Source organism: Selenomonas bovis DSM 23594 (assembly GCF_000381005.1).
GTDB classification, from domain to species: domain Bacteria; phylum Bacillota; class Negativicutes; order Selenomonadales; family Selenomonadaceae; genus Selenomonas_C; species Selenomonas_C bovis.
The window spans coordinates 307646-327313 of record NZ_KB908379.1 but is presented as its reverse complement, the minus strand read 5'-3'; the positions used below and the strand labels follow the sequence as shown (position 1 = coordinate 327313).

At 64.0% G+C, this 19668-nt stretch carries 14 protein-coding genes and 1 other annotated feature; of the genes, 11 read left to right on the top strand and 3 right to left on the bottom strand.

Annotated elements, in window-relative coordinates:
* Positions 1–221 precede the first annotated feature (221 nt).
* From F599_RS0101575 to leuS, 4 genes are all read left to right on the top strand, one after another.
* The gene (locus F599_RS0101575; RefSeq protein WP_019541781.1) at positions 222–908 is read left to right on the top strand and encodes a tRNA (adenine(22)-N(1))-methyltransferase; all 687 of its coding nucleotides are present in this window, start codon (positions 222–224) and stop codon (positions 906–908) included.
* Positions 902–1711, top strand: coding sequence for a Nif3-like dinuclear metal center hexameric protein (locus F599_RS0101570; RefSeq protein ID WP_019541780.1), 810 nt, complete (start codon positions 902–904; stop codon positions 1709–1711). Before F599_RS0101575 ends, F599_RS0101570 begins: the two co-directional genes overlap by 7 nt.
* Before the next feature lie 82 nt (positions 1712–1793).
* Positions 1794–2714: a YitT family protein gene (locus F599_RS0101565; RefSeq protein ID WP_019541779.1), complete on the top strand. Its 921-nt coding sequence runs from the start codon at positions 1794–1796 to the stop codon at positions 2712–2714.
* 195 nt (positions 2715–2909) lie between these two features.
* Positions 2910–3112, top strand: a binding site (T-box leader).
* 71 nt (positions 3113–3183) lie between these two features.
* Complete coding sequence (leuS, locus tag F599_RS0101560) at positions 3184–5661, top strand: leucine--tRNA ligase (RefSeq protein WP_019541778.1); 2478 nt, start codon at positions 3184–3186, stop codon at positions 5659–5661.
* 310 nt (positions 5662–5971) lie between these two features.
* On the opposite strand, the gene F599_RS0101550 is transcribed toward leuS, so the two are convergent.
* From F599_RS0101550 to F599_RS0101540, 3 genes are read right to left on the bottom strand one after another with little or no spacing between them, the layout of a single operon-like run.
* A complete protein-coding gene (locus F599_RS0101550) occupies positions 5972–6277 on the bottom strand; it encodes an AzlD domain-containing protein (protein WP_019541776.1) in 306 nt (101 codons plus the stop codon).
* Positions 6277–7230, bottom strand: a complete 954-nt coding sequence (locus F599_RS13360) for an AzlC family ABC transporter permease (RefSeq protein ID WP_019541775.1) — start codon at positions 7228–7230, stop codon at positions 6277–6279. Before F599_RS13360 ends, F599_RS0101550 begins: the two co-directional genes overlap by 1 nt.
* 45 nt (positions 7231–7275) lie before the next feature.
* Positions 7276–8610, bottom strand: coding sequence for a hemolysin family protein (locus F599_RS0101540; RefSeq protein WP_026327735.1), 1335 nt, complete (start codon positions 8608–8610; stop codon positions 7276–7278).
* A 217-nt stretch (positions 8611–8827) separates the two neighbouring features.
* On the opposite strand from F599_RS0101540, the gene F599_RS0101535 reads away from it, so the two are divergent.
* From F599_RS0101535 to F599_RS16145, 7 genes are all read left to right on the top strand, one after another.
* Entirely contained in the window at positions 8828–9517 is a 690-nt protein-coding gene (locus F599_RS0101535) for a thiamine phosphate synthase (RefSeq protein WP_019541773.1), read from the top strand.
* Positions 9518–9716: 199 nt separating this feature from the next.
* Positions 9717–11873 (top strand): hypothetical protein, encoded by a 2157-nt coding sequence (locus F599_RS0101530; RefSeq protein ID WP_020700441.1) that lies wholly within the window; start codon positions 9717–9719, stop codon positions 11871–11873.
* Positions 11870–12754, top strand: coding sequence for a hypothetical protein (locus tag F599_RS0101525; protein ID WP_019541771.1), 885 nt, complete (start codon positions 11870–11872; stop codon positions 12752–12754). Before F599_RS0101530 ends, F599_RS0101525 begins: the two co-directional genes overlap by 4 nt.
* Complete coding sequence (locus F599_RS0101520) at positions 12747–14579, top strand: DUF2194 domain-containing protein (protein WP_026327733.1); 1833 nt, start codon at positions 12747–12749, stop codon at positions 14577–14579. The genes F599_RS0101525 and F599_RS0101520 overlap by 8 nt, the downstream gene beginning before the upstream one ends.
* Positions 14579–16003, top strand: coding sequence for a GT4 family glycosyltransferase PelF (pelF, locus tag F599_RS0101515; RefSeq protein ID WP_019541769.1), 1425 nt, complete (start codon positions 14579–14581; stop codon positions 16001–16003). The genes F599_RS0101520 and pelF overlap by 1 nt, the downstream gene beginning before the upstream one ends.
* A complete protein-coding gene (pelG, locus tag F599_RS0101510) occupies positions 16003–17469 on the top strand; it encodes an exopolysaccharide Pel transporter PelG (protein WP_019541768.1) in 1467 nt (488 codons plus the stop codon). Before pelF ends, pelG begins: the two co-directional genes overlap by 1 nt.
* The gene (locus F599_RS16145) at positions 17466–19658 is read left to right on the top strand and encodes a hypothetical protein (protein ID WP_019541767.1); all 2193 of its coding nucleotides are present in this window, start codon (positions 17466–17468) and stop codon (positions 19656–19658) included. Before pelG ends, F599_RS16145 begins: the two co-directional genes overlap by 4 nt.
* Positions 19659–19668: the final 10 nt, after the last annotated feature.

Below are 19668 nucleotides of genomic sequence, written 5' to 3'. Positions count from 1 at the left end.
CTGGTGAAGCCGGGGGGCAGCGAGACGCAGGAATATGTGACAGAGCAGACAGCCGCAGGCTTAGCGGCTGTTTTCTTTTGCTCGGATGGTGGGATTCTGCTGGCTGCGCCATCGGTGTTTGTGCAGGTAGCTTGCGCTATATCGTTTGTGATAGAATAAAGGAAACATTGATTCATTCCGTGTTAGTGTTTCAGAGAAAATAAAGCAGAGGGGGAATCTTGATGAAGCTGGATGCGAGGCTCGCAGCGGTGGCGGCATTCGTGCCGCAGGGCAGCCGCGTGGCGGATATCGGTACGGATCACGGCTATCTTGCGGTTGCGCTTGTCGAGGAGGGACGAGCGCCCTTCGTGATCGCGAGCGATCTTCCCGTCGGACCGTGCGAGGCGGCGCGGCGAACCGTACGCGCAGAGGGACTTGAGGACCGCATCGAGGTGCGGCAGGGGGACGGGCTCACCGTGCTGCAGCCCGGTGAGGTGGACACCGTCTGCATTGCAGGCATGGGCGGCGTGCTCATGACGGAGATTCTCGCGGCCGCGCCTGAGGTATGGAAGTCGCTCACTGCACTCGTACTGCAGCCGATGACGGGTGAGGAAGAACTGCGGCGTTATCTCTACGCACATGCATGGCATGTCGCGGATGAGACGCTCGTCGTCGCGGATGACCGTCTCTATACCGTCATCCGCGCGGCGCGAGGCCACCGCAAGATGCCGGACGATGTGACGCTCGCCATCGGCCCGGTGCTGCTCACGCGCAGGGACGAGTATCTGCGCCAGCACATCGAGAGCCAGCTCTTCCTCGCGCGGCGCGCGGCTGCGGGTATGGAGAAGAGCGAGCGCGCGAAAAAGAGCGTGAAATACCAAGCGGTCAGTCAGAGAATTAAGGAATTGGAGGAAAAGCTCGTATGGTGACATGTCAGGATATCATGGACGTCATGGAGGAGATCGCCCCGCGTCATCTCGCGGAGGACTGGGACAACCCGGGACTGCTCGTCGGCAGCCCGGCGGCGCGCGTCGAGCGCGTCTTCGTCTGCCTGGATGTGAGCGACGCGGCCGTCGCGCAGGCCGCCGCCTGCGGCGCGCAGCTCATCATCTCCCATCATCCGCTGATTTTCCGCCCGCTCAAGGCGCTCAATACGGCAGAGCCGCTCGGCAGGCGCATCGCCAGTCTTCTCGCGCACGGCATCGCAGCCTTTGCCGCGCATACGAACCTCGACATCGCGGAGGGCGGTGTGAACGATGTACTCGCGCGCGCGGTTGGCCTCTCGCACCTTTCCGCCTTCGTCATTACGGCGCAGGCGGCAGACGGTCACACGCAGAGCCTCGGCCGCGTGGGCACGCTCGAAGCTCCCATGCGTATCGAGGACTTTGCCGCGCGCGTGCGCGCAGCGCTGCCAGTGGCACATGTGCGCTTCGTTGACGCGGGGCCGCGCCCCGTGCGCAAGGTCGCGCTCGTCTCCGGCAGTGGCGCGGAGTTCATCGGCCGTGCGGCTGTGCTCGGGGCGGACGCCTACCTCACGGGCGACGTGCGCTACCACGACGCGCAGCATGCGGCGGAGCTCGGCATTCACCTCATCGATGCCGGCCATTTCGGCACGGAGTTCCCCGTCGTCGCCGCGCTCGCCGCACGCCTGCGCACGCTCTTCGCCGAGCGCTCCTGGCGCGTGGAGGTCGTAGAAGATACAGCCGCGCGCGATTTCTTCCAGGTGCTTTGAATCAATGAATCACTGATTCACTGATTCATTCAGCGGTCCTCGAGGGCGGCGTCCCCTGTTTCGTGAGAAAGTGGTGGTTCCTTTGTTTTCCCTTGTTCATACGAGCCCTGTCGCGCGCCATATCGTGCGCTACGCGCAGATCGTCCTCGGCGCGCTCCTGACGAGCCTCGGCTATAATCTGTTCCTGATTCCCGCGCATCTCCTCACGGGTGGCATCAGCGGCATTGCCATCGTCATCTACTATCTCACGGGCCTGCCCGTCGGCGCGCAGAACTTCGTCTACAACCTGCCAATCCTCTACCTCGCTTACCGTATGTTTGGCCGCCACTATGCGTTCGATACCATCTTCGGTACCGTCGTGCTCTCCATCCTCCTCGACCTCACGCATTTCGTCGTGGACTGGAACGTCTGCGCGAATATCGTCCTCAACTCCGTCTTCGGCGGCGTGCTCACGGGCATCGGCTTCGGCATGGTGTTCCGCGTCAACGCCAACACGGGCGGCCTCGATGTCGTCGGCGCCGTCGTGAAGAAATACTACGCCATCGACATGGGCACCGTCGTCTTCGTGCTGAACTTCCTCATCGTCGCCGGCTCGGCATTCGTCTGCACGCTCGAGGAGATGCTCTTTACGTTCATCTCCATCTACGTCATCGCCGAGCTCACGAACCGCGTCGCCGCCGGTCTCAACCGAGAGAAATCCATCGTCATCATCTCCGGTGAGGCGGAGAAAATCTGCACGGACATCATGGAGAACGTCCACCGCGGCGTCACCTACCTCGATGGCCGCGGTGGCCTCACCAAGGAACCGCGCGGCATCCTCTTCGCCGTCGTCAGCCTCACCCAGGTCGGCCGCGTCAAGACCATCGTCCACCACCATGACCCACAGGCCTTCATGATCGTCTCCGATACCTCCGAGGTCACGGGCAAGGGCTTCACGCTCGAATGCGAGAGCTACGCCGACGCGAAGCGGAAATGGGAGGAGCAGAAGGCGCGGCAGAGGTGAATTTCCTTGCCGGCAGGATTCCCGTCAACGTATCATGAAGCTAGAAGGGAGTGATTGAGCAGTGCAAGTCTCTGTGCGTGCCTTTCGGCGATATCGAGATAACGCGTCGAAAGGAGAGCTCTCAGGGATGGATGTTTCTTACTTAGAGGTTGACGACAAAGCGCTGTGACGATATAATAGCAGGTATGTAAATCCGTAAATCCTAAGAACCAGAGCAGTAGGCAACGAAAGGCGGCAAGAGAGTCGGCGGCTGGTGCGAGCCGATGCCCGTAGTGCTGAACTCACTGGGGAGGAGCGGCGGGGAAACTCGCCGACGCGTGCAGCGTTAGCGCATGAGAGGACAGATGGCGTCTGGCTGTCTGTCAAGCAGGGTGGTACCGCGAGTTTTCGTCCCTGGATGCCGTATGGCGTCCGGGGGCGTTTTTATTTCGGGGCCGCGATGTGTGTGGCCCCTTTGGGAGGAACATCAATGGAACGCTACAATCCGCAGGAAATCGAAAAGAAATGGCAGAAGAAATGGGAGGAGCAGCAGGTCTACAAGACGGAGGCTGATCCCGCGCGTCCGAAGTATTACGCGCTCGAGATGTTCCCGTATCCCTCGGGCAATCTCCACATGGGCCATGTGCGCAACTACTCCATCGGCGATGTCATGGCGCGCTACAAGACGATGGAGGGCTACAACGTGCTGCATCCGATGGGCTTCGACTCGTTCGGCATGCCGGCGGAGAACGCGGCCATCAAGCACGGCGTGAAGCCCGCGGACTGGACGTACAGCAACATCGAGAACATGGAGCGCCAGCAGAAGGAGATGGGGCTTTCCTACGATTGGGAGCGCGAGGTCAAGACCTGCGATCCTTCGTACTACAAGTGGACGCAGTGGCTCTTCGAGCTTTTCTACAAACGCGGCCTCGCGTACAAGAAAAAGGCGTCGGTCAACTGGTGTGATACCTGCGGCACGGTGCTCGCGAACGAGCAGGTCATCGACGGCAAGTGCTGGCGCTGCGACTCGCCCGTGGAGAAAAAGGATCTCTCGCAGTGGTTCCTGAAAATCACGGACTACGCCGACGTGCTGCTGAAGGATCTCGATAAGCTCAAGGGCTGGCCGGAGCGCGTCAAGACGATGCAGGAGAACTGGATCGGCCGCAGCGAGGGACTCGAATTCTCGCTCGACTGCCCGGCGCTCGGGACGAAGATCGCCGCCTATACGACGCGCCCGGATACGGTCTACGGCATCACGTTCCTCGCGCTCGCGGCGGAGCATCAGCTCGTCGACGCCATCTGCGAGAAGAGCGGCAAGGCGGAGGAGATCCGCGCCTTCGTGAAGCGCGTGCGCAACACGAGCGAGATGGAGCGCACGTCGAGCGAGTCGGAGAAAGAGGGCATCAACACGGGGATCACCTGCGTGAACCCCTTCAACGGCAAGGAAGTGCAGATCTGGATCACGAACTACGTGCTCGCCGACTACGGCACGGGCGCGGTCATCGGCGTGCCGTCGGAGGATTCGCGCGACTGGATGTTCGCGACGAAGTATGAGATCCCGAAGATCATCACGCTGCAGCCGCGCGACCATGAGCTGAAGCTCGAGGAGATGACGGAGGCGTACACGGACAAGAACGGCGTCCTCGTCAACTCTGCGGAGTTCAGCGGCCTCGACATCAAGGCGGCGATGCAGGGCATCATGGACAAGGCGGAGAAGGAGGGCTTCGGCAAGCGCCGCGTGAACTTCCGCCTGCGCGACTGGCTCATCTCGCGCCAGCGCTACTGGGGCGCGCCGATTCCTGTCATCAACTGCCCGCACTGCGGCGAGGTGCTCGTGCCGGAGGAGGATCTGCCGGTGCTGCTGCCGGAGGATGTGTCGTTCGAGCAGGGCAGCCTTTCGCCGCTCGCCTCGAGCGAGCGCTTCGTGCATTGCAAGTGTCCGAAATGCGGCGCGGACGCGACGCGCGAGACGGACACGATGGACACGTTCATCTGCTCGTCGTGGTACTATCTGCGCTACACAGATCCGAAGAACGACAAGGCGCCGTTCGCGAAGGACAAGGTGAATTACTGGGCGCCGGTCGACCAGTACATCGGCGGTATCGAGCACGCCATCCTGCATCTGCTGTACTCGCGCTTCTTCACGAAGGTGCTGCACGACGCGGGGCTCGTCGATTTCGATGAGCCGTTCACGAATCTGCTCACGCAGGGCATGGTCCTCAAGGACGGCTCGAAGATGTCGAAGTCGAAGGGCAATGTCGTCTCGCCGGAGGAGATCATCGCGAAATACGGCGCCGATACCGCGCGCCTCTTCATCCTCTTCGCGGCGCCCGTCGACCGCGATCTTGAATGGAGCGACCAGGGCGTCGAGGGCGCGTATCGCTTCCTCGGCCGCGTCTGGCGCATCCTGCTGCACTTCGAGCAGGCGGTCAAGGCGGGCGAGGATGCCTATGACGTGAGCGCGCTCACGAAGGAGGAGAAAGACCTGCGCCGCGTGCTCCATACGACCATCAAGAAGGTCACGGAGGACATCCGCGACCGGTTCATGTTCAATACGGCTGTCTCCTCCATCATGGAGCTCGTCAACGCCATCTACACGTTCCAGGACAAGGAGCTGAACGCGGGGCTCGCGCGCGAGACGGCGCGCGACCTCCTGCTCATGCTCGCGCCGTTCGCGCCGCACATCGCGGAGGAACTCTGGAGCCGCCTCTTCGCCGCGGGCAGCGTCCATCAGCAGAAATGGCCATCCTATGACGAGGAAGCGCTCAAGGTCGACGAGGTCGAGATCGTCCTGCAGATCAACGGCAAGGTGCGCGGCCGCATTATGCTCCCCGCCGGCGCGGACCGCGCGGCGATGGAGCAGGCGGCGAAGGAGAACGCGCGCGTGCAGGAGCTCACGGCGGGCAAGACCATCGTCAAGGTCATCTGCGTGCCGAAGAAGCTCGTGAACATCGTCGTAAAGGGCTGAGAAAAATAAGGTCGGCGATCTTGTGATGCTGCTGCCGAAGGGCAAGGCGCAAGACAGGGAATAAAACGCACCGGGAAACATCTCAGGAATGTTTCCCGGTGCGTTTTCGCTAGGTGGCGTGTCGTATTAAAGAAGCATTGATTCATTCAGCACTCCGTCGTCACGCGTCTGTGCTGTCCTCTCGTCGTCGACAAACCTCAGCGTAGCTTCGGCTACGCCTGCGTTTTGTCTCCTAGAGAGATACAGCGCATCCACGTAAATCCGGAGCACTTCATTTAATCAGTGCTTCCTTAAGCAGCCGATGCGTGCTTCAGCAGAGCAGCAGCTCGACGCCGAAGACGATGAGGCAGCAGGCGGCGGAGACTTTGAAGAGGCTCGCGCCGTACCAGGCGAGTGCGATGCCTGCGAGGAAGGCGAGCGCGCCTGCTGTCGGCGTCTGCGTGGCGGAGAGGATGGCGGGGAAGGTCATGACGGCGAGCGTCACGTAGGGGACGTAGTAGAGGAAGGAGCGCAGGAAGGTGTTTTTGATCTCCCCGCGGATGAGGGTGAGCGGCACGAGGCGGATGGCAATGGTCACGGCGCTCATGACGAGCAGATAGAGATACATGGAGTCCATCAGTCGTTCGCCTCCTCGTGCTTTGTCGGTGCCTGCGCTGCTATCGACGATGCGTCTGTTGGCAAGCTGTCTGCGGTGTCTGTGGTGTCTGTGTACTCTGCTTCTGGCGGCTGGCTGACCGGAGCGGACGGTTCGCTGGCGGCTGTCTCCGCCGCCTCGCGGACGGGGAAGAAATAGGCGCCGCAGGCGGCGATGGCGACGGTCAGGAGGATCGTGCGCGTGCCGGAGGAGAGCTCGGAGAGCAGCGGCAGGGAGCCCGCGGCGAAGCTCAGCAGGAAGCTCGCGGCGACGAGGCCGCAGACGACGCGGCTCGCGCGCGCCGCGGGGATGATGACCCAGAGGAACATGCCGAAGAGCGCGACGGAGAGCGCGCTCACGAGGCGCAGCGAGAGGAGGTTCCCCGCGATGACGCCGAGCGCTGTACCGACGGCCCAGCCGGGCAGCGCGACGGACATCGCGCCGTAGTTGTAGAAGGGCGCGAGGCGGCCGGGGCGCGCGATCGTGATGCCGAAAATCTCATCGGTGATGTCGAAGCCGACGAGCAGCCGGTGATAGAGCGGCGTGCCGGGCGCAAATTTCTGACTTACGACGCAGCTCATGAGCATGTAGCGCGCGTTGGCGACGAGTGTCATGACGGCGAGCTCGAGATAGGAAGCCTTAGCGGCGATGAGGGTAAACGCGGCGTACTCGCCGGCCGAGGCGTTGTTGAAGAAGCTCGCGAGGAATCCCTGAAAGGGGGAGAGTCCCGCTGCCTTCGCCGCGATGCCGAGCGTGAACGAGACGACGAAATAGCCGAGTGCGATGGGGATGCCGTCGTGGAATCCTTCGAGGAAGAGCGTGCGCCGCGAGTCGGCGCCCTTGTCGATGCGGGCGACGCCGTGCATCTCGCGGCAGTCCGGCGCGGCGGCTTCCTCCTCGTTTTCCCGCGCGGCGAGCATGGTTTCTTCTGTCATGGGCAAATCCTTTCCGTGTAGATGCGCCGCCAGCGCGGCGCGGGATCAATCCTGCGGTTTATCGTCTGCAGCGGGATCTTCGTCCTTTTCGTTTTTCGTGACAAGGATCTTGTCGATGCGCGCGCGGTCCATGTCGACGACCTCGAACGTGAAGCCGTTCCACTCCGCCTTTTCCGCGACCTTCGGGATGTAGCCGAAATACGAGGTGAGGAAGCCTCCCATCGTCTGATAGTGGTCGTGATCCTCATCGGGCAGCTTGTCGATGTCGAAGCGCTCCTTGAAATCGTCGATGGAGTAGAGGCCGTCGACGTACCACGAGTGGTCGTCGCGCGGCGTGATGGCGAGCGGCTCGCTCGGCGCGCTGTGCGCGGAGTCGCCGAGCACCTCACTCATGATGTCGTCGAGCGTGATCATGCCGATGACGCCGCCGTACTCGTCGAGTACCATCGCCTCGTGGATGCCCGTCTCGTGGAATTTCTCGAGCAGGCGGAAGAGCTCCATCGAGCGCGGCACGAACATCGGCTTGCGCAGATACTGAGAGAGCTCGAGCGACTTGTGCGTGAGCGCGGCGTTCAAGAGATCCTTGGCGTAGAGGATGCCGCAGAAATCGTCGAGGTTCTCGCGTCCGACGGGGAAGATGGACTGTGCGTGCGTGCGGATCACGCGCAGGTTGTGGCGCAGGCTGTCCTCGAGGTCGAGCCAGAGCATCTGCGTGCGCGGCGTCATGAGCGCGTAGGCCGTCTGGTCGCTGAGGTGGAACACGCGGTCGACCATGGCCTGTTCCGATTTCTCGAAGGTGCCGTCCTCCGTTCCCTGCTCGATGAGGTCCTTGACCTCGTCCTCCGTCACCGTGTCCTCGAATTTCGGATTGAGTCCGAGCACGAGCAGGATGAGATTGGCCGAGCGCGAGAGGAGCGTGATGAGCGGGCGCGAGAGGCGCGTGAGGCGATGGAGCGCGCGGTGGTGGTTCAGCAGGACCTCCTCCGGCTTTTGCATGGCGGTCTTCTTCGGCAGGAACTCGCCGAAGAGCAGCATGATGTACGTCATGAGCACGATGGAGAGCGCGAGCGAGAGCACCGTCGCGTGCGGCAGAAAAGGCGCGAGCAGCGCACCCATGAGCGGCGCGAGCAAGGCCCCGCTCGCCGCGCCGAGCAGCACGCCCATGAGCGTGATGCCGATCTGCGCGACGGAGAGCGCGTCCTCCGGCTCCTCGAGGATCGCGAGCGCCGCGGCGGCGTCCTCGCTGCCCTCGTCGGCGAGCCGCTCGAGGCGGCTCCGGTGGCTCTCCATGAGCGCGGTCTCGATGAGCGAGAAGAAGCTGTTGAGCAAGAGCAAGACGACAATCAACACCAGCAGCAAGCCGGCCTCGGTACTACCCAAAATATGACACATCCTTTGCAAAAAAACGGAAAACGACAGGAAACGCTTGCGGCATCGTGCTTCCGCAAGGTCTATATCAAACGTAGTATATCATGTTTGCCGGTAAAAATCATCCGGGGCCTGGCCGGTCGGACATTTCCAGGGCGGCGGCCGGCAGGATTTTTTCTTTTTGCGAAGAAGTAGACAAAGAGAAAGCAAAGGAAAGGAAAGAAAAGATATGAGGAAACATCTGGATGTATCGGCGTATCTCGTCGTCGGTCCGGAGAATACATTCGGGCGGCCCGTGCCGGAGATCGTCGGACAGGCTGTGGCGGCGGGCTTCACCTGCGTGCAGCTGCGCTCGAAGACGGCCACGGCGCGGGAGATGATCGCGCTCTGCCGCGAGACGGCGGCGGTGCTCGCGCGGCTCGGCCGGGCGGATGCTGTGCCGCTGCTCGTCGACGACCGTCTCGATGTCGTGCTCGCGGCGCGCGCGCGCGGTATCAAGGTCGACGGCATCCACGTCGGACAGACGGACATCCCGCCGGACATCTGTCGGAGATATCTCGGCGAGGAGGCGATCGTCGGGCTCTCGGCGCCGACGGCGACGCTCGTCGACTACGTCGCGCGCGCCGATACTGCGGACATTGATTATTTCGGTGCGGGGCCGTTCCATCTCACGGCGACGAAGCCGGATGCGGGCCACGCTGCCGACGGGCGCGTCTATACGCACGGCTGCGAGGAGCTGCGGCTGCTCCATGAGAGGAGCCCGCTGCCCGTCGTCGTCGGCGGCGGCGTCAAGGCGCGCGACCTCGCGGCGCTGCGGCGGACGGGGGTCGACGGCTTCTTCGTCGTGAGCGCCGTCGCGGGCGCAGCAGATCCCGCGGCAGCGGCAGCCGAGATGGTGCGCCTCTGGCGCGAGGGGTGAGTATGGCTGCAGCACGTGGCGGGGGCGTGAGAGGTGGATTGTTCCCCACAGGCAGATATGATATAATCATCTATTATCAATGGAAATTTTTTATTTGTAAGTGATCGAGGGTTCTTCTGGCAAAATCTGCGGTTTTCTGACGGATGTGACTGCGGAGGCGTGGGGGGCGCTTTGCGGAAAGAAACTGTGGGAAGGAACTATGGGAAATAAAATAGGAAAGAGGCTGCTGCTCGCAGGTGTGCCGGGAATCTTGGCACAGCCGCTGGCGCAGGTGTTCCAGAGGGAGCGCTGGACGGTCGCTTCCCTGGGGCCGTGCGGCGCAGCAGGCGTCGTCTCGTATGATTGCGGCGTCATGGATGCGGCGGCGCGGGATGTATTGGCTGTCCATCATATCGATGTGCTTGTCTACGGCTTGCTCGGTCAGGAGGAGCCGGTGGCGGCGCTCGCGCGGCTGCTTTCGCTCGCGAGAGTGGCCCGGGTGGGACGGGTGCTCTTGCTGAGCGGCGCGGAGGCAGTGCAGCCGCAGGCAGAAGCGTCATCTGCTGATGGGGCGCGGACGGAGAAGGGCTGTCTGCTCGCGTGCCTCGAGGCCTATGCGCTGCGCTGGAAGCAGACAGCGGGCGCACAGCTGACGGTGGTGCGCCTGCCGGAGCTCTACGGACACCATCTCGCGTTAGGGGAGGGCGTGCTGGGGATCTGCCTCACCGCGCTCTCCGGTGAGAGGAAGCGGCTGCCGCGCCTCGAGACGCGCGGCACGCGGTATTTTCTCTCCGCGCGGGATGCCGCGTTCGGTTTACTGCGCCTCGTGGAGCGAGATTTCGCGGGTGACGTGATGGAATTTGCCGAGCCGCAGGGCGTGACGTTCCCCATGTTTGCCGCGTCGCTGCGAGCGGTTCTGCCGCAGTCGGAGCAGCGGACGCTGGCGGAGGTCCTCACACGTCTGCAGGCGGGAGAGGAGCAAGTTCTGCCTTATGCGCTGCCGGAGCTTTCCGCCGCTGCGGCGGAGCGGGAGCTCGGCTGGCGGGCGCACGCACAGTTTCCGGCGCAGCTCGGAGAGATCTGCGCGCAAGCGCTCGCGGCATGGCGGGAGGCGAGGCTGCGTCAGCAGGCAGCGGCGCGCCGTGTGCGGCGCAAGGAGCGTCTGCGCTCGCTCGTTCCCTGGCTGGAAAATATGGCGGGGGCGCTGCTCGTCGGCGCGCTCTCCGGCACGGTCTTCGCGGGGGAGCGCTGGCCTTCCTTCGTGCTCAGTTATCTCTACATCAGTGCGATGGGCCTGCTCTACGGCAAGCGTCAATCGCTGTCGGCAGTTGTGCTTTCACTGCTCGTGCTGATTACAGGTGAACTGCGTCGCGGCGCGGATCTCGTCGCGATGCTCTATGAGCCATCTCTGCTGCTCCTGATGATTTCCTATTTCTTCATCGGTGTGCTCACGGGCTATTTCGCCGACCGCGCGGCGCATGCGCGTGAGGCGGCATGGTGGCAGAAGCAGCGGGCGGCGGAACGTTATGGGTTCCTGAAGCGCCTCTTTGACGAGAGCGTTGCCGTCAAGGATAAGCTCTATCGGCAGATCGTGAACGCAGATGACAGCATCGGCCGTCTCTACAGCATCGTGCGCCGCCTCGACAGCGTGGATGAGGAGAATGTATTCACGCAGGCGGCGCTCGTGACCTCGGAGATTCTCGCGGTGGAGGATGTCATCGTCTATATCGTGGGGGTGGATGGCCGCTATCTGCGGCAGAAGGTCCGTCTCGGCGCGCATACGGCCGACAAGCCGCGCTCGCTGCGCGTCGACAGTCTGCCGTTCCTCGCGACGCTGCTGCGCGAACAGAAGATCTATGTCAACCGCACGCTTGCGGATGATGTGCCGGATCTCGCGGCGCCTGTGGTCTATGAGGGCAGGACAATCGCTGTCATCGAGCTCTTCGGTATGGATTTCGACCAGTGGAGCTTCGCGCAGCAGAATCTGCTCGCGGTCACGGCGCGCCTCATCGCCGCCTCGCTCGGTCGCGCTTACGCCTGGGAGCGGGAGGCCGCCGAGCGGAAATATCTGCCGGGGACGCGCATCCTGCGCGCGGCGGAGTTCGACAAGGTGCTCGCGGCGATCGGACACAGGGAGAAGCTCGCGTCTGACTACCCGGCGTCTCTCGTGCCGATCCTGAGCGGGCCGCGGGACGCGGCGTCGCTCGATGCTGTGCTCTCGCGCGTGATTCGCGCAGAGGATTTTGTCGGTGAGCATGCGGGCGGTCTCTATCTGCTGCTGCCGGATGTCACGGGGGAGACGCTCGCGCTCGTGCGGCAGCGGCTCGCGCGCGCGGGCATCGAGACGGGCGAGGGAGAGGCGGTGCAGTCGTTATGATGGTAGGACTGGCTTTTCATCTCCTGCTCACGGCCGCCTATGCGCTCGCAGCAGTCCAGCGCCTGCCGCGGCTGCAGGCAGCGGCGGAGACGCTCCTGGTGCTCCTGCTGCCGTTTTTTGGCTTTGCGATCCTTGTAGTCTGGCACATCACCTGCCACCTGCTCCATACGGGAGCGCTGCCACTCTATGAGGAGGGACGGCAGCGGGCGATGATTTCCCTCGAGCCGCTCGCGTATCAGGCGGATGTCGTGCCGCTCCAGGATACGTATCTGCTCGGGGATGCGCGCCTGCGGCGCAGGCTCTTTACCGACGCTATCAAGCAGGAGGTCGTGAACAACGAGGCCGTGCTCCGTCAGGCCGTGCACGATGAGGACCGCGAGATTGCCTACTACGCCGTGTCGCTGATGACGGCGCGCGCGGAGAAACTCGCAGCGGAGCTCTACGCGCTCGAGCAGCAGCTGCGGGCGGCGGGGGCGGATGACGAGCCGCTGCTCCGCCGCTATGCGGCGACGCTCGAGGCATTCCTCGCGAGCGGCAGCGGCGATGAGGTGTCGCGGCGCGAGAAGCGCGGGGCGCTGCTTTCGGCGCTCGCGGCGCTCGCTAAGGCGCATCCTGAGAGCACGCTTTATTTCGAGCAGGCGCTGCGCCAGTTGCTCGCGTCCGGGGCGTACGGGCAGGCGGAGGCGGTGCTCCGAGACTATGCACGGCAGCATCCGGGGGAGGAGGGGCCGTACCTATGCGAACTGCGGCTCGCGCTCGCACGGCGGCAGCCGGAGCGCATGGCGGCGGTCGTGCAGGCGCTCAAGACGCTGCCCTGCCGTCTCTCCGCCGACGCGCTCGCAGCGATTCGTTACTGGGATAGGAGGCCGGAGGATGAATAAACGAGGCGTGTATTTGATTTTCCTCGCGGTGCTGCTGCTCGGCTGTTTCTTCCAATATCTGCGCATGGACGGCTTCCTGCATCTCGGGGCGCTGCGCAATTTCGCAGCCGTCGAACGGGCGAAGCAGCAGCCCTGGGCGGAGGCGGACGCAATCGCGCGGGACCGCTATCTCATCTTCTACGATCCAGAGGATGTCGCGAGCATGTTCGCGCGCCACAATGTCGAACGGCTGCTCGCGCAGCAGAAGAAGGACTATGAGAGCCATCCGCTGCGCGAGGCGGTCGAGATCCCGCAGGAGACGCGCGGCGTCATCTTCGCTACGGGGCGCGTCGGCGTCGCGGCCTCTCTCTCGGCGGCGCTTTCCTACGCGTCGGCGGGCGGCACGGTGCTCTTCACGCAGCGGCTGGAGGCGGCGGACGATACGGCGCCGCTCACGGATGAGGCGCGCGGCGCGCTCGGGCTTACCGCCATCAGCGGCGCAGCTGATACGCTGGGCGTGCGGTTCCCTACGAACTTCCTCGTCGGCGTCCAGGGCAAGACGTTCGACAACGGCATCTACGAGACGCAGGCCAACGCTGTCACGCTCGCGCCGGACGCCGTGGTCGATATGGAGAGCGCGGCGGGCGTGCCGCTGCTCTGGCACCATACGTACGGCGCGGGCGAGGTCATCGCCTACAACGGCGCGGAGCGCGATGACAAGACGAACCGCGGCGTGCTCGCCGCGATGCTCGCGCACTGCGGCGAGGATGCCGTCTACCCGGTGGTTGGCGTGAAGCTCTTTTTCATCGACGATTTCCCCGCACCGACGCCAGAGGGGGATTTCTCGAAGATCTACGAGGAGACGGGGCTCTCGACGGCGGACTTCTACCGTGAGAACTGGTGGCCGTGGATGCAGGAGAACGCCAGGCGCTTCGATCTCAAGTACACGGGGCTCATCATCGAGACGTACAACGATCAGGTCAAGGGGCCGTTCCGACCGCTCGGCGGTCGCGCCGCACGCGACAACGTCATCGTCTATGGGCGCGAGCTGCTCAAGATGGGCGGCGAGCTCGGCCTGCACGGCTACAATCACCAGTCACTCGCGCCCGCGGGCTACGGGCAGGGCGATCTCGAGTATGTGCCCTGGAAGAGTCAGGCGGATATGACGGCGGCGATGCAGGAGCTCGCCCGCTATGTCAGCGAGCTCTACCCGGGCTATGCGTTCCGCACGTATGTGCCGCCCTCGAACATCTTGAGCCCTGAGGGGTATGCGGCCGTGCGCGAGGCATTCCCGGATGTGCGGATCTTCGCGTCGCTTTACGACGGGCTGTCGCCGGAAAGCTACTATCAGGAGTATGCGCGCAAGCCGGACGGCACCTACGCCATCCCGCGTGTATCGGCGGGCTATGCGCCCGACGGCCCCACGCAGTGGGCGGTGTACAGCCTCGTCAACGAGCTCGGCGTGTTCTCGCACTTCGTTCATCCGGACGAGATGTTCTACGAGGAGAGCCGCGACAAGACCTGGGCGCAGCTGCAGCAGGGCATGGAGGCGTTCCTCGGCGATGTGGACGCTGCCTGTCCGTGGCTCACGCCGGTGACGGCCTCGGAGAGCCTGCCGTACTTCGATGATTATTTCGCGCTTGATTACCGCGTGAAGCGGACGCCCGCGTATCTGGAGCTCCACGCCTGGAACCACGCGGGCGAGGTGCGGTTCCTCGTGCGCTCCTCCCGCGTGCTCGACCACGCGGAGGGCTGCACGGCGGAACCCGTGGCGGAGAGCGTCTATCTCGTGCGCATGACGGGCGAGGCGGCGCGGCTCTACTGGCGGACGGAGGAGGATGCGTGATGAGGATCTGTCTTTTGACGGAGGGTTCCTATCCCTATGTGGTCGGCGGCGTTTCCTCGTGGGTGCAGATGCTCATGGAGGGGCTGCCGGAGTACGAGTTCTTCATCTATTCCATCGGCGCGGAGGCGAAGGATCGCGGGAACTATAAATATCGGTTCCCGGAGAATTGCAAGGGCATCCAGGAGGTCTTTCTCGATGAGATCCTGCACCTGCCGTCAAGCGGCATGCGCACGCACGCGCTGACGGCGGAGGAGCGGGAGACGCTGCGCGCGCTCGTGCAGGGAGAGGCGCCGCTCGAGCTTCCGGGACTCGCGCGCGTCCTGCGGCGCAGGGACTGGAAAAGCCCGCTCGACCTTTTCATGACGAGCGATTTTTTCGATGTGATCGCGCGCGCCTACCGCGAGCGGTACAGCTATCTGCCCTTTACGGATTATTTCTGGACGCTGCGCTCGATGCTGCTGCCCCTCTTTTTCCTGCTGAGCCAGCCGTTGCCGGAGGCGGATGTCTATCACAGCGTCGCGACGGGCTACTGTGGCGTGCTCGGCGGCATGGCGGCGCTGCTCTACAGGAAACCGTTCATGATCACGGAGCATGGCATTTACTCGCGCGAGCGCGAGGCGGAAATCATCAAAAGCGACTGGGCGAAGGGGGATTTCAAGTCCATCTGGATCCGCTATTTCTACCATCTCGCGCAGCTCGCCTACGCGTCGGCCGACCATGTCTATACGCTCTTCGAGCACAACGCGAGGATCGAGGCGGAGCTCGGCTGCGATCCCCGAAAGATCGGCATCGTGCCGAACGGCATCCACATGGAGCGCTTCGCAGCCGTCCCGGAGCTCACGGAGCACGCGGGGCCGATCGTCATCGGCGCGGTCGTGCGCGTCGTGCCCATCAAGGACATCGTGACGCTCCTGCGCGCGTTCTTCCTCGTGCACCGCGCGCTGCCGGAGACGGAGCTCTATGTGATGGGCAATATGGAGGAGGATCCGGAGTATGTCGCGCTCTGCCGCCGCACGGTAGAGACGCTCGGCATCGAGGGCGTCACGTTCACAGGCTCGATCGATGTCGCGGCCTATCTGCCGCGCATGGATGTGCTCGTGCTCTCGAGCATCAGCGAGGGGCAGCCGCTCTCGGTGCTCGAGGGCTTCGCCGCGCACCGTCCGTATGTGACGACGGATGTCGGCTGCTGCCGCGAGCTCATCTACGGCGACAGCATGGATACGCTCGGCACGGCGGGCGCGGTCGTCGCGCCGATGGACTACGAGGCGATGGCGCGGGAGATCCTGCGGCTCGCGCGCGACTACAAGCTGAGGAAAGAGATGGCGGCTGTCGGCTATGAGCGTTGCCGCCGCGGTTATACGTATGAGCATTTCATCGCGTCGTATCGGCGCATCTATGAGGAGGAAGGGCAGGTGAGGCGCTGATGGCAGGCGTTGGCTTCGAGCTCAAGAAGCTTTTCCGCGCACGCACGGCGGTGGGGCATGTCAAGGCGTACGCATACGCGTCCGTGGTCACGACGGGGCCGTTCCTGCTCATGACAGGCATGGTGCTCGCCGTGCAGTTGCTCTTTTTCCTGCACGGCGTGGCGGCGGAGGATGCCATACTCTTTGTGGCATCGGTCGCCTATGTGTTCGTATTCTCGCAGATCCTTTCGAGCGGCTTCACGATGGTGCTCACGCGCTATCTCGCGGACTGCCTCTCCGTCGGGCATTACCGGGATGTGACGGCGTCGCTCTTCGGCATGGGCGCGCTGCTCACGCTGCTCGGGAGTGCGGTGGCTGCGGTGTTTTTCGCCGCGTCGCCGCTCGGCTTTGTGGAGGCCGGGCTCACGTATGTCTTTTTCCTCGAGCTCCTGCTCATCTGGACGCAGAGCGTCTATCTCACGGCCATCAAGAAATTCCAGCGGCTGCTCACGGGCTTTGCCGCGAGCGTCTCACTGAGCGTCGCGCTCTGCGCGGGGCTGCTCGCGGCGGGATGGACCGCGCCGGTACGCGCCGCGCTGATTTCGATGGATGTCGGCATGGGCCTGCTCGTCTGCCTCTTTTTCGTGCATATCGCGCAGTACTTCGGCCTGCCTCGGGACGGGCAGCATTTCGCGTTCTTACCGTATTTCGAGCGCCATTGGCGGCTTTTCTTCTCAGCGGTTTTCTACACGATGGGAATCTTTCTGCCGAATTTCCTCGTCTGGCTGGGGCCGTGGGGCGTGACGGTGGCGGAGACATACCGCTGCGCGCCGGGATATGACGCGGTGACGTTTTTCGCGTTCCTCTCGATCCTGCCGCTCATGGTGCTCTTCGTCGTGGCAGCGGAGACGCAGTTCTATGAGAAATACGCGGCGTATTTCGACGCGATCACGCGGCGGGGAAACCTGCGCGAGATCGAGGACGCGCGGCGGGAGCTCGTCTATACGCTCTGGTTCGAGCTGCGGCAGGTCGTCGAGTTCCAGTTCGTCTTCACACTGGTTTTTCTCGCGCTCGGCGGTTACATTCTCTCCCTGGCGGGGGTAGACTACCATCTCGTGAGCCTCTATGATGTGCTGCTCTTCGCGGCGTTTTTCACGGGCATTTTGCAGCTGCTCATCGTGCTGCTCACGTATTTCGATATCCAGAAGTTCGTCCTGCGTACAGCGGCGGTCTTTCTCGCGGCCAATGCGGTTTTCGGCGTGCTGGGATTCCTGTTCTTGGGGGCGGCTGGCTATGGATTTACGTTTTTCTTGGCCGCGGGGCTGGGACTGGCGGTGGGGTGGCGGTATCTGTCGCAGTTTGCACGGCGCATCGATTATTATGTTTATTGTGCGCAGCCGGTTTTTTACCGGCCGCCGCAGGGCGTGCTGACGCGTTGGCTCTACGGCGCGCGCTATGTCGATCTTGAGAGGGGGCGGGAGCCATGAGGATGACGCGGCGGAGGGCGCGGCAGCGCCGCGCGCAGGAAGTATGTACGCAGCAAGTGCGCGCAGAGGAAGGGCACGGCGTCTACCGTCTCACGCGGGCGCGCCGCCGCGCCTGCCGCATCCGGCAGGCACGCGCCGCTTTGGTGCGGCGCGGCGCGCTGCTCCTTTCCGTCTCCGGCGTCTGCCTGATGCGCGCGGCGCTCGCGGCGGCTGCTGCGCATGAGGTGATGCATGAGATGACCGGGGAGGTGCAGGCATTGCGTGACGCGGGTACGCAGCTCGCTGATTATCACGCGGCGCAGCGCAACCTGCGCGAGGCGAAAAAGGGCGTGCAGGCGGCGCAGGAAAATCTCGCGGCGGCGCAGGCCGGAAAGAGAGAGGCGGCGCAGGCGCTTGCAGACGCGCGGCAAAACCTCGCTGCGAGCCGCGAGGCGCTCAGGGAAGCGCAGCAGGCACTTACGGCAGCGCGGGCCGTGGCCGCGGAGAAAGCGCAGGCGGCGCAGTCAGCGCAGCAGGCGGTGGCTGACTACGCGCCCGAGGTGGAGGCACTGCGGTCGGACGCGGCGGCTGCCGCTGAGGAGAGCGCGCGTGCAGAGGGCGCGTACGAGGAGGCAGCCGCCGCAGCGCAGGCGGCGACGCAGCGGGATCGGGAGGCGGCTGTCGCCGCAGCCTGTGAGGCGGTCGGCTATGAGCAGCGGCGCCTTGAGGAGGCGCAGCGTCTCGCGGAGGAGGCGCTCGCAGCGATGCCGGACCGCATGGAGGAGGTCGAGAGCTCTTACCGTGGCTGGCTCGATGCGCTCGCCGCGTCGCTCGACGCGTCGGAGGCGGTGCTCAGCGATGCGGAGGCGCAGCTTGATGATCTCATGAGCGCGGCAGAGGACGCGGCGATGGAGGCGGCGGACGCGCAGCAGGAGGCAGCGCAGGCAGAGGCGGAGGCAGCGCAGGCGGCCGCGGAGGCAGCGCAGCAGGAAAAGGAGGAAGCGGCGGCAGAAGACGATGTCCGTGAAGCAGAGGATTGGGCGCGCGAGGCCGCAGCGGATCTCGTGAGCGCGCAAGTCTGGGAGAGGGAGGCGACGGAGCAGTTGGCCCATTTCGGCGAGGGCGAAGGGGTTCAGGCTGGCTTTGAGTATTACAGCTGGCGCGGCAGGCGCGCGGGCCATCAGCTTTATTTGCCGCTTTCCTATTTCTCCAGCCGCCGGCAGGACGGGCACATGGTCGATTTCTCATTGACCGCGGGACGCGTCGCGTCGGACTCCGGCTATGCAGGCGGCCATGTGAGCGGCTTTACCGATACGGTGCTTGGCATCACACTGCATGGCGACCACCCGCGCGACAGCGTGCGCTACCATTTCACGCTGAACGTGCCGACGGGCGAGAGCCGCGTGTATCAGTCGGCAATTCTGCCCGAGGGCGTCGCAGCCATGACATCGTTCGGCGCCGGCTGGGAGTACATCCCGGCCGTCGAGTGGCTGCATCATTTCACGGAGCGCGACAGTCTCGATGCGACGCTCTCCTGCGCGTGGCGCGCTTCCTACGATTACGCGCGGGAGTCGCCGTCCGCCGCCGTGCATCCCGGCACGCAGCTTGCAGAGGATGTATATTATCAACATATCGGTGAGCGGCGGCAGACACGCATCGGCCTGCGTCACAGCAGCACGTCGCAGGCACGGCAGGGCACCTTTGAATACGATGATTGGCTGAAAAATGCCATGCGCAGGGAGGTGCCGGTTGCAGGCGTTACGCGCTACCGCGAGGGCGAGACGTGGGGGCTGCGCTGGCTCTCCAACCGGAAGATCGCGCCGCGCGACGAGTATTTCCACTATCTCGCGTTTGATTTCACGAATGCGGTGCACGGCTACGACGCGGGCAAGGTCTATGAGCAGTTCGCGAGCATCGGCGTGCGCCATACGGTGACGCCGCAGCTCCATTGGCAGGCTGTGGCATCCTACCAGCATGTGAGCGCGGGCAGCAGCGATATCGAGCGGCGCCTCCTTGCGCGCGGCGAGGAGGCTGGCGCTGACCTCATGAACGGCGGCTGGAGCCGCTTCGGCCTGCTCGCGCGACTCACTTGGCAGCCGCGGCCGGAGGAGCAACTCACGTTCTCCCTCGAGCGTTACGTGCGCCGTGATGAGGCTTCGGTCGAGTACCATGGCTGGGGCATGGCGCTTTGGTACAGCCGCTCCCTGTGAAAGAGGAAAG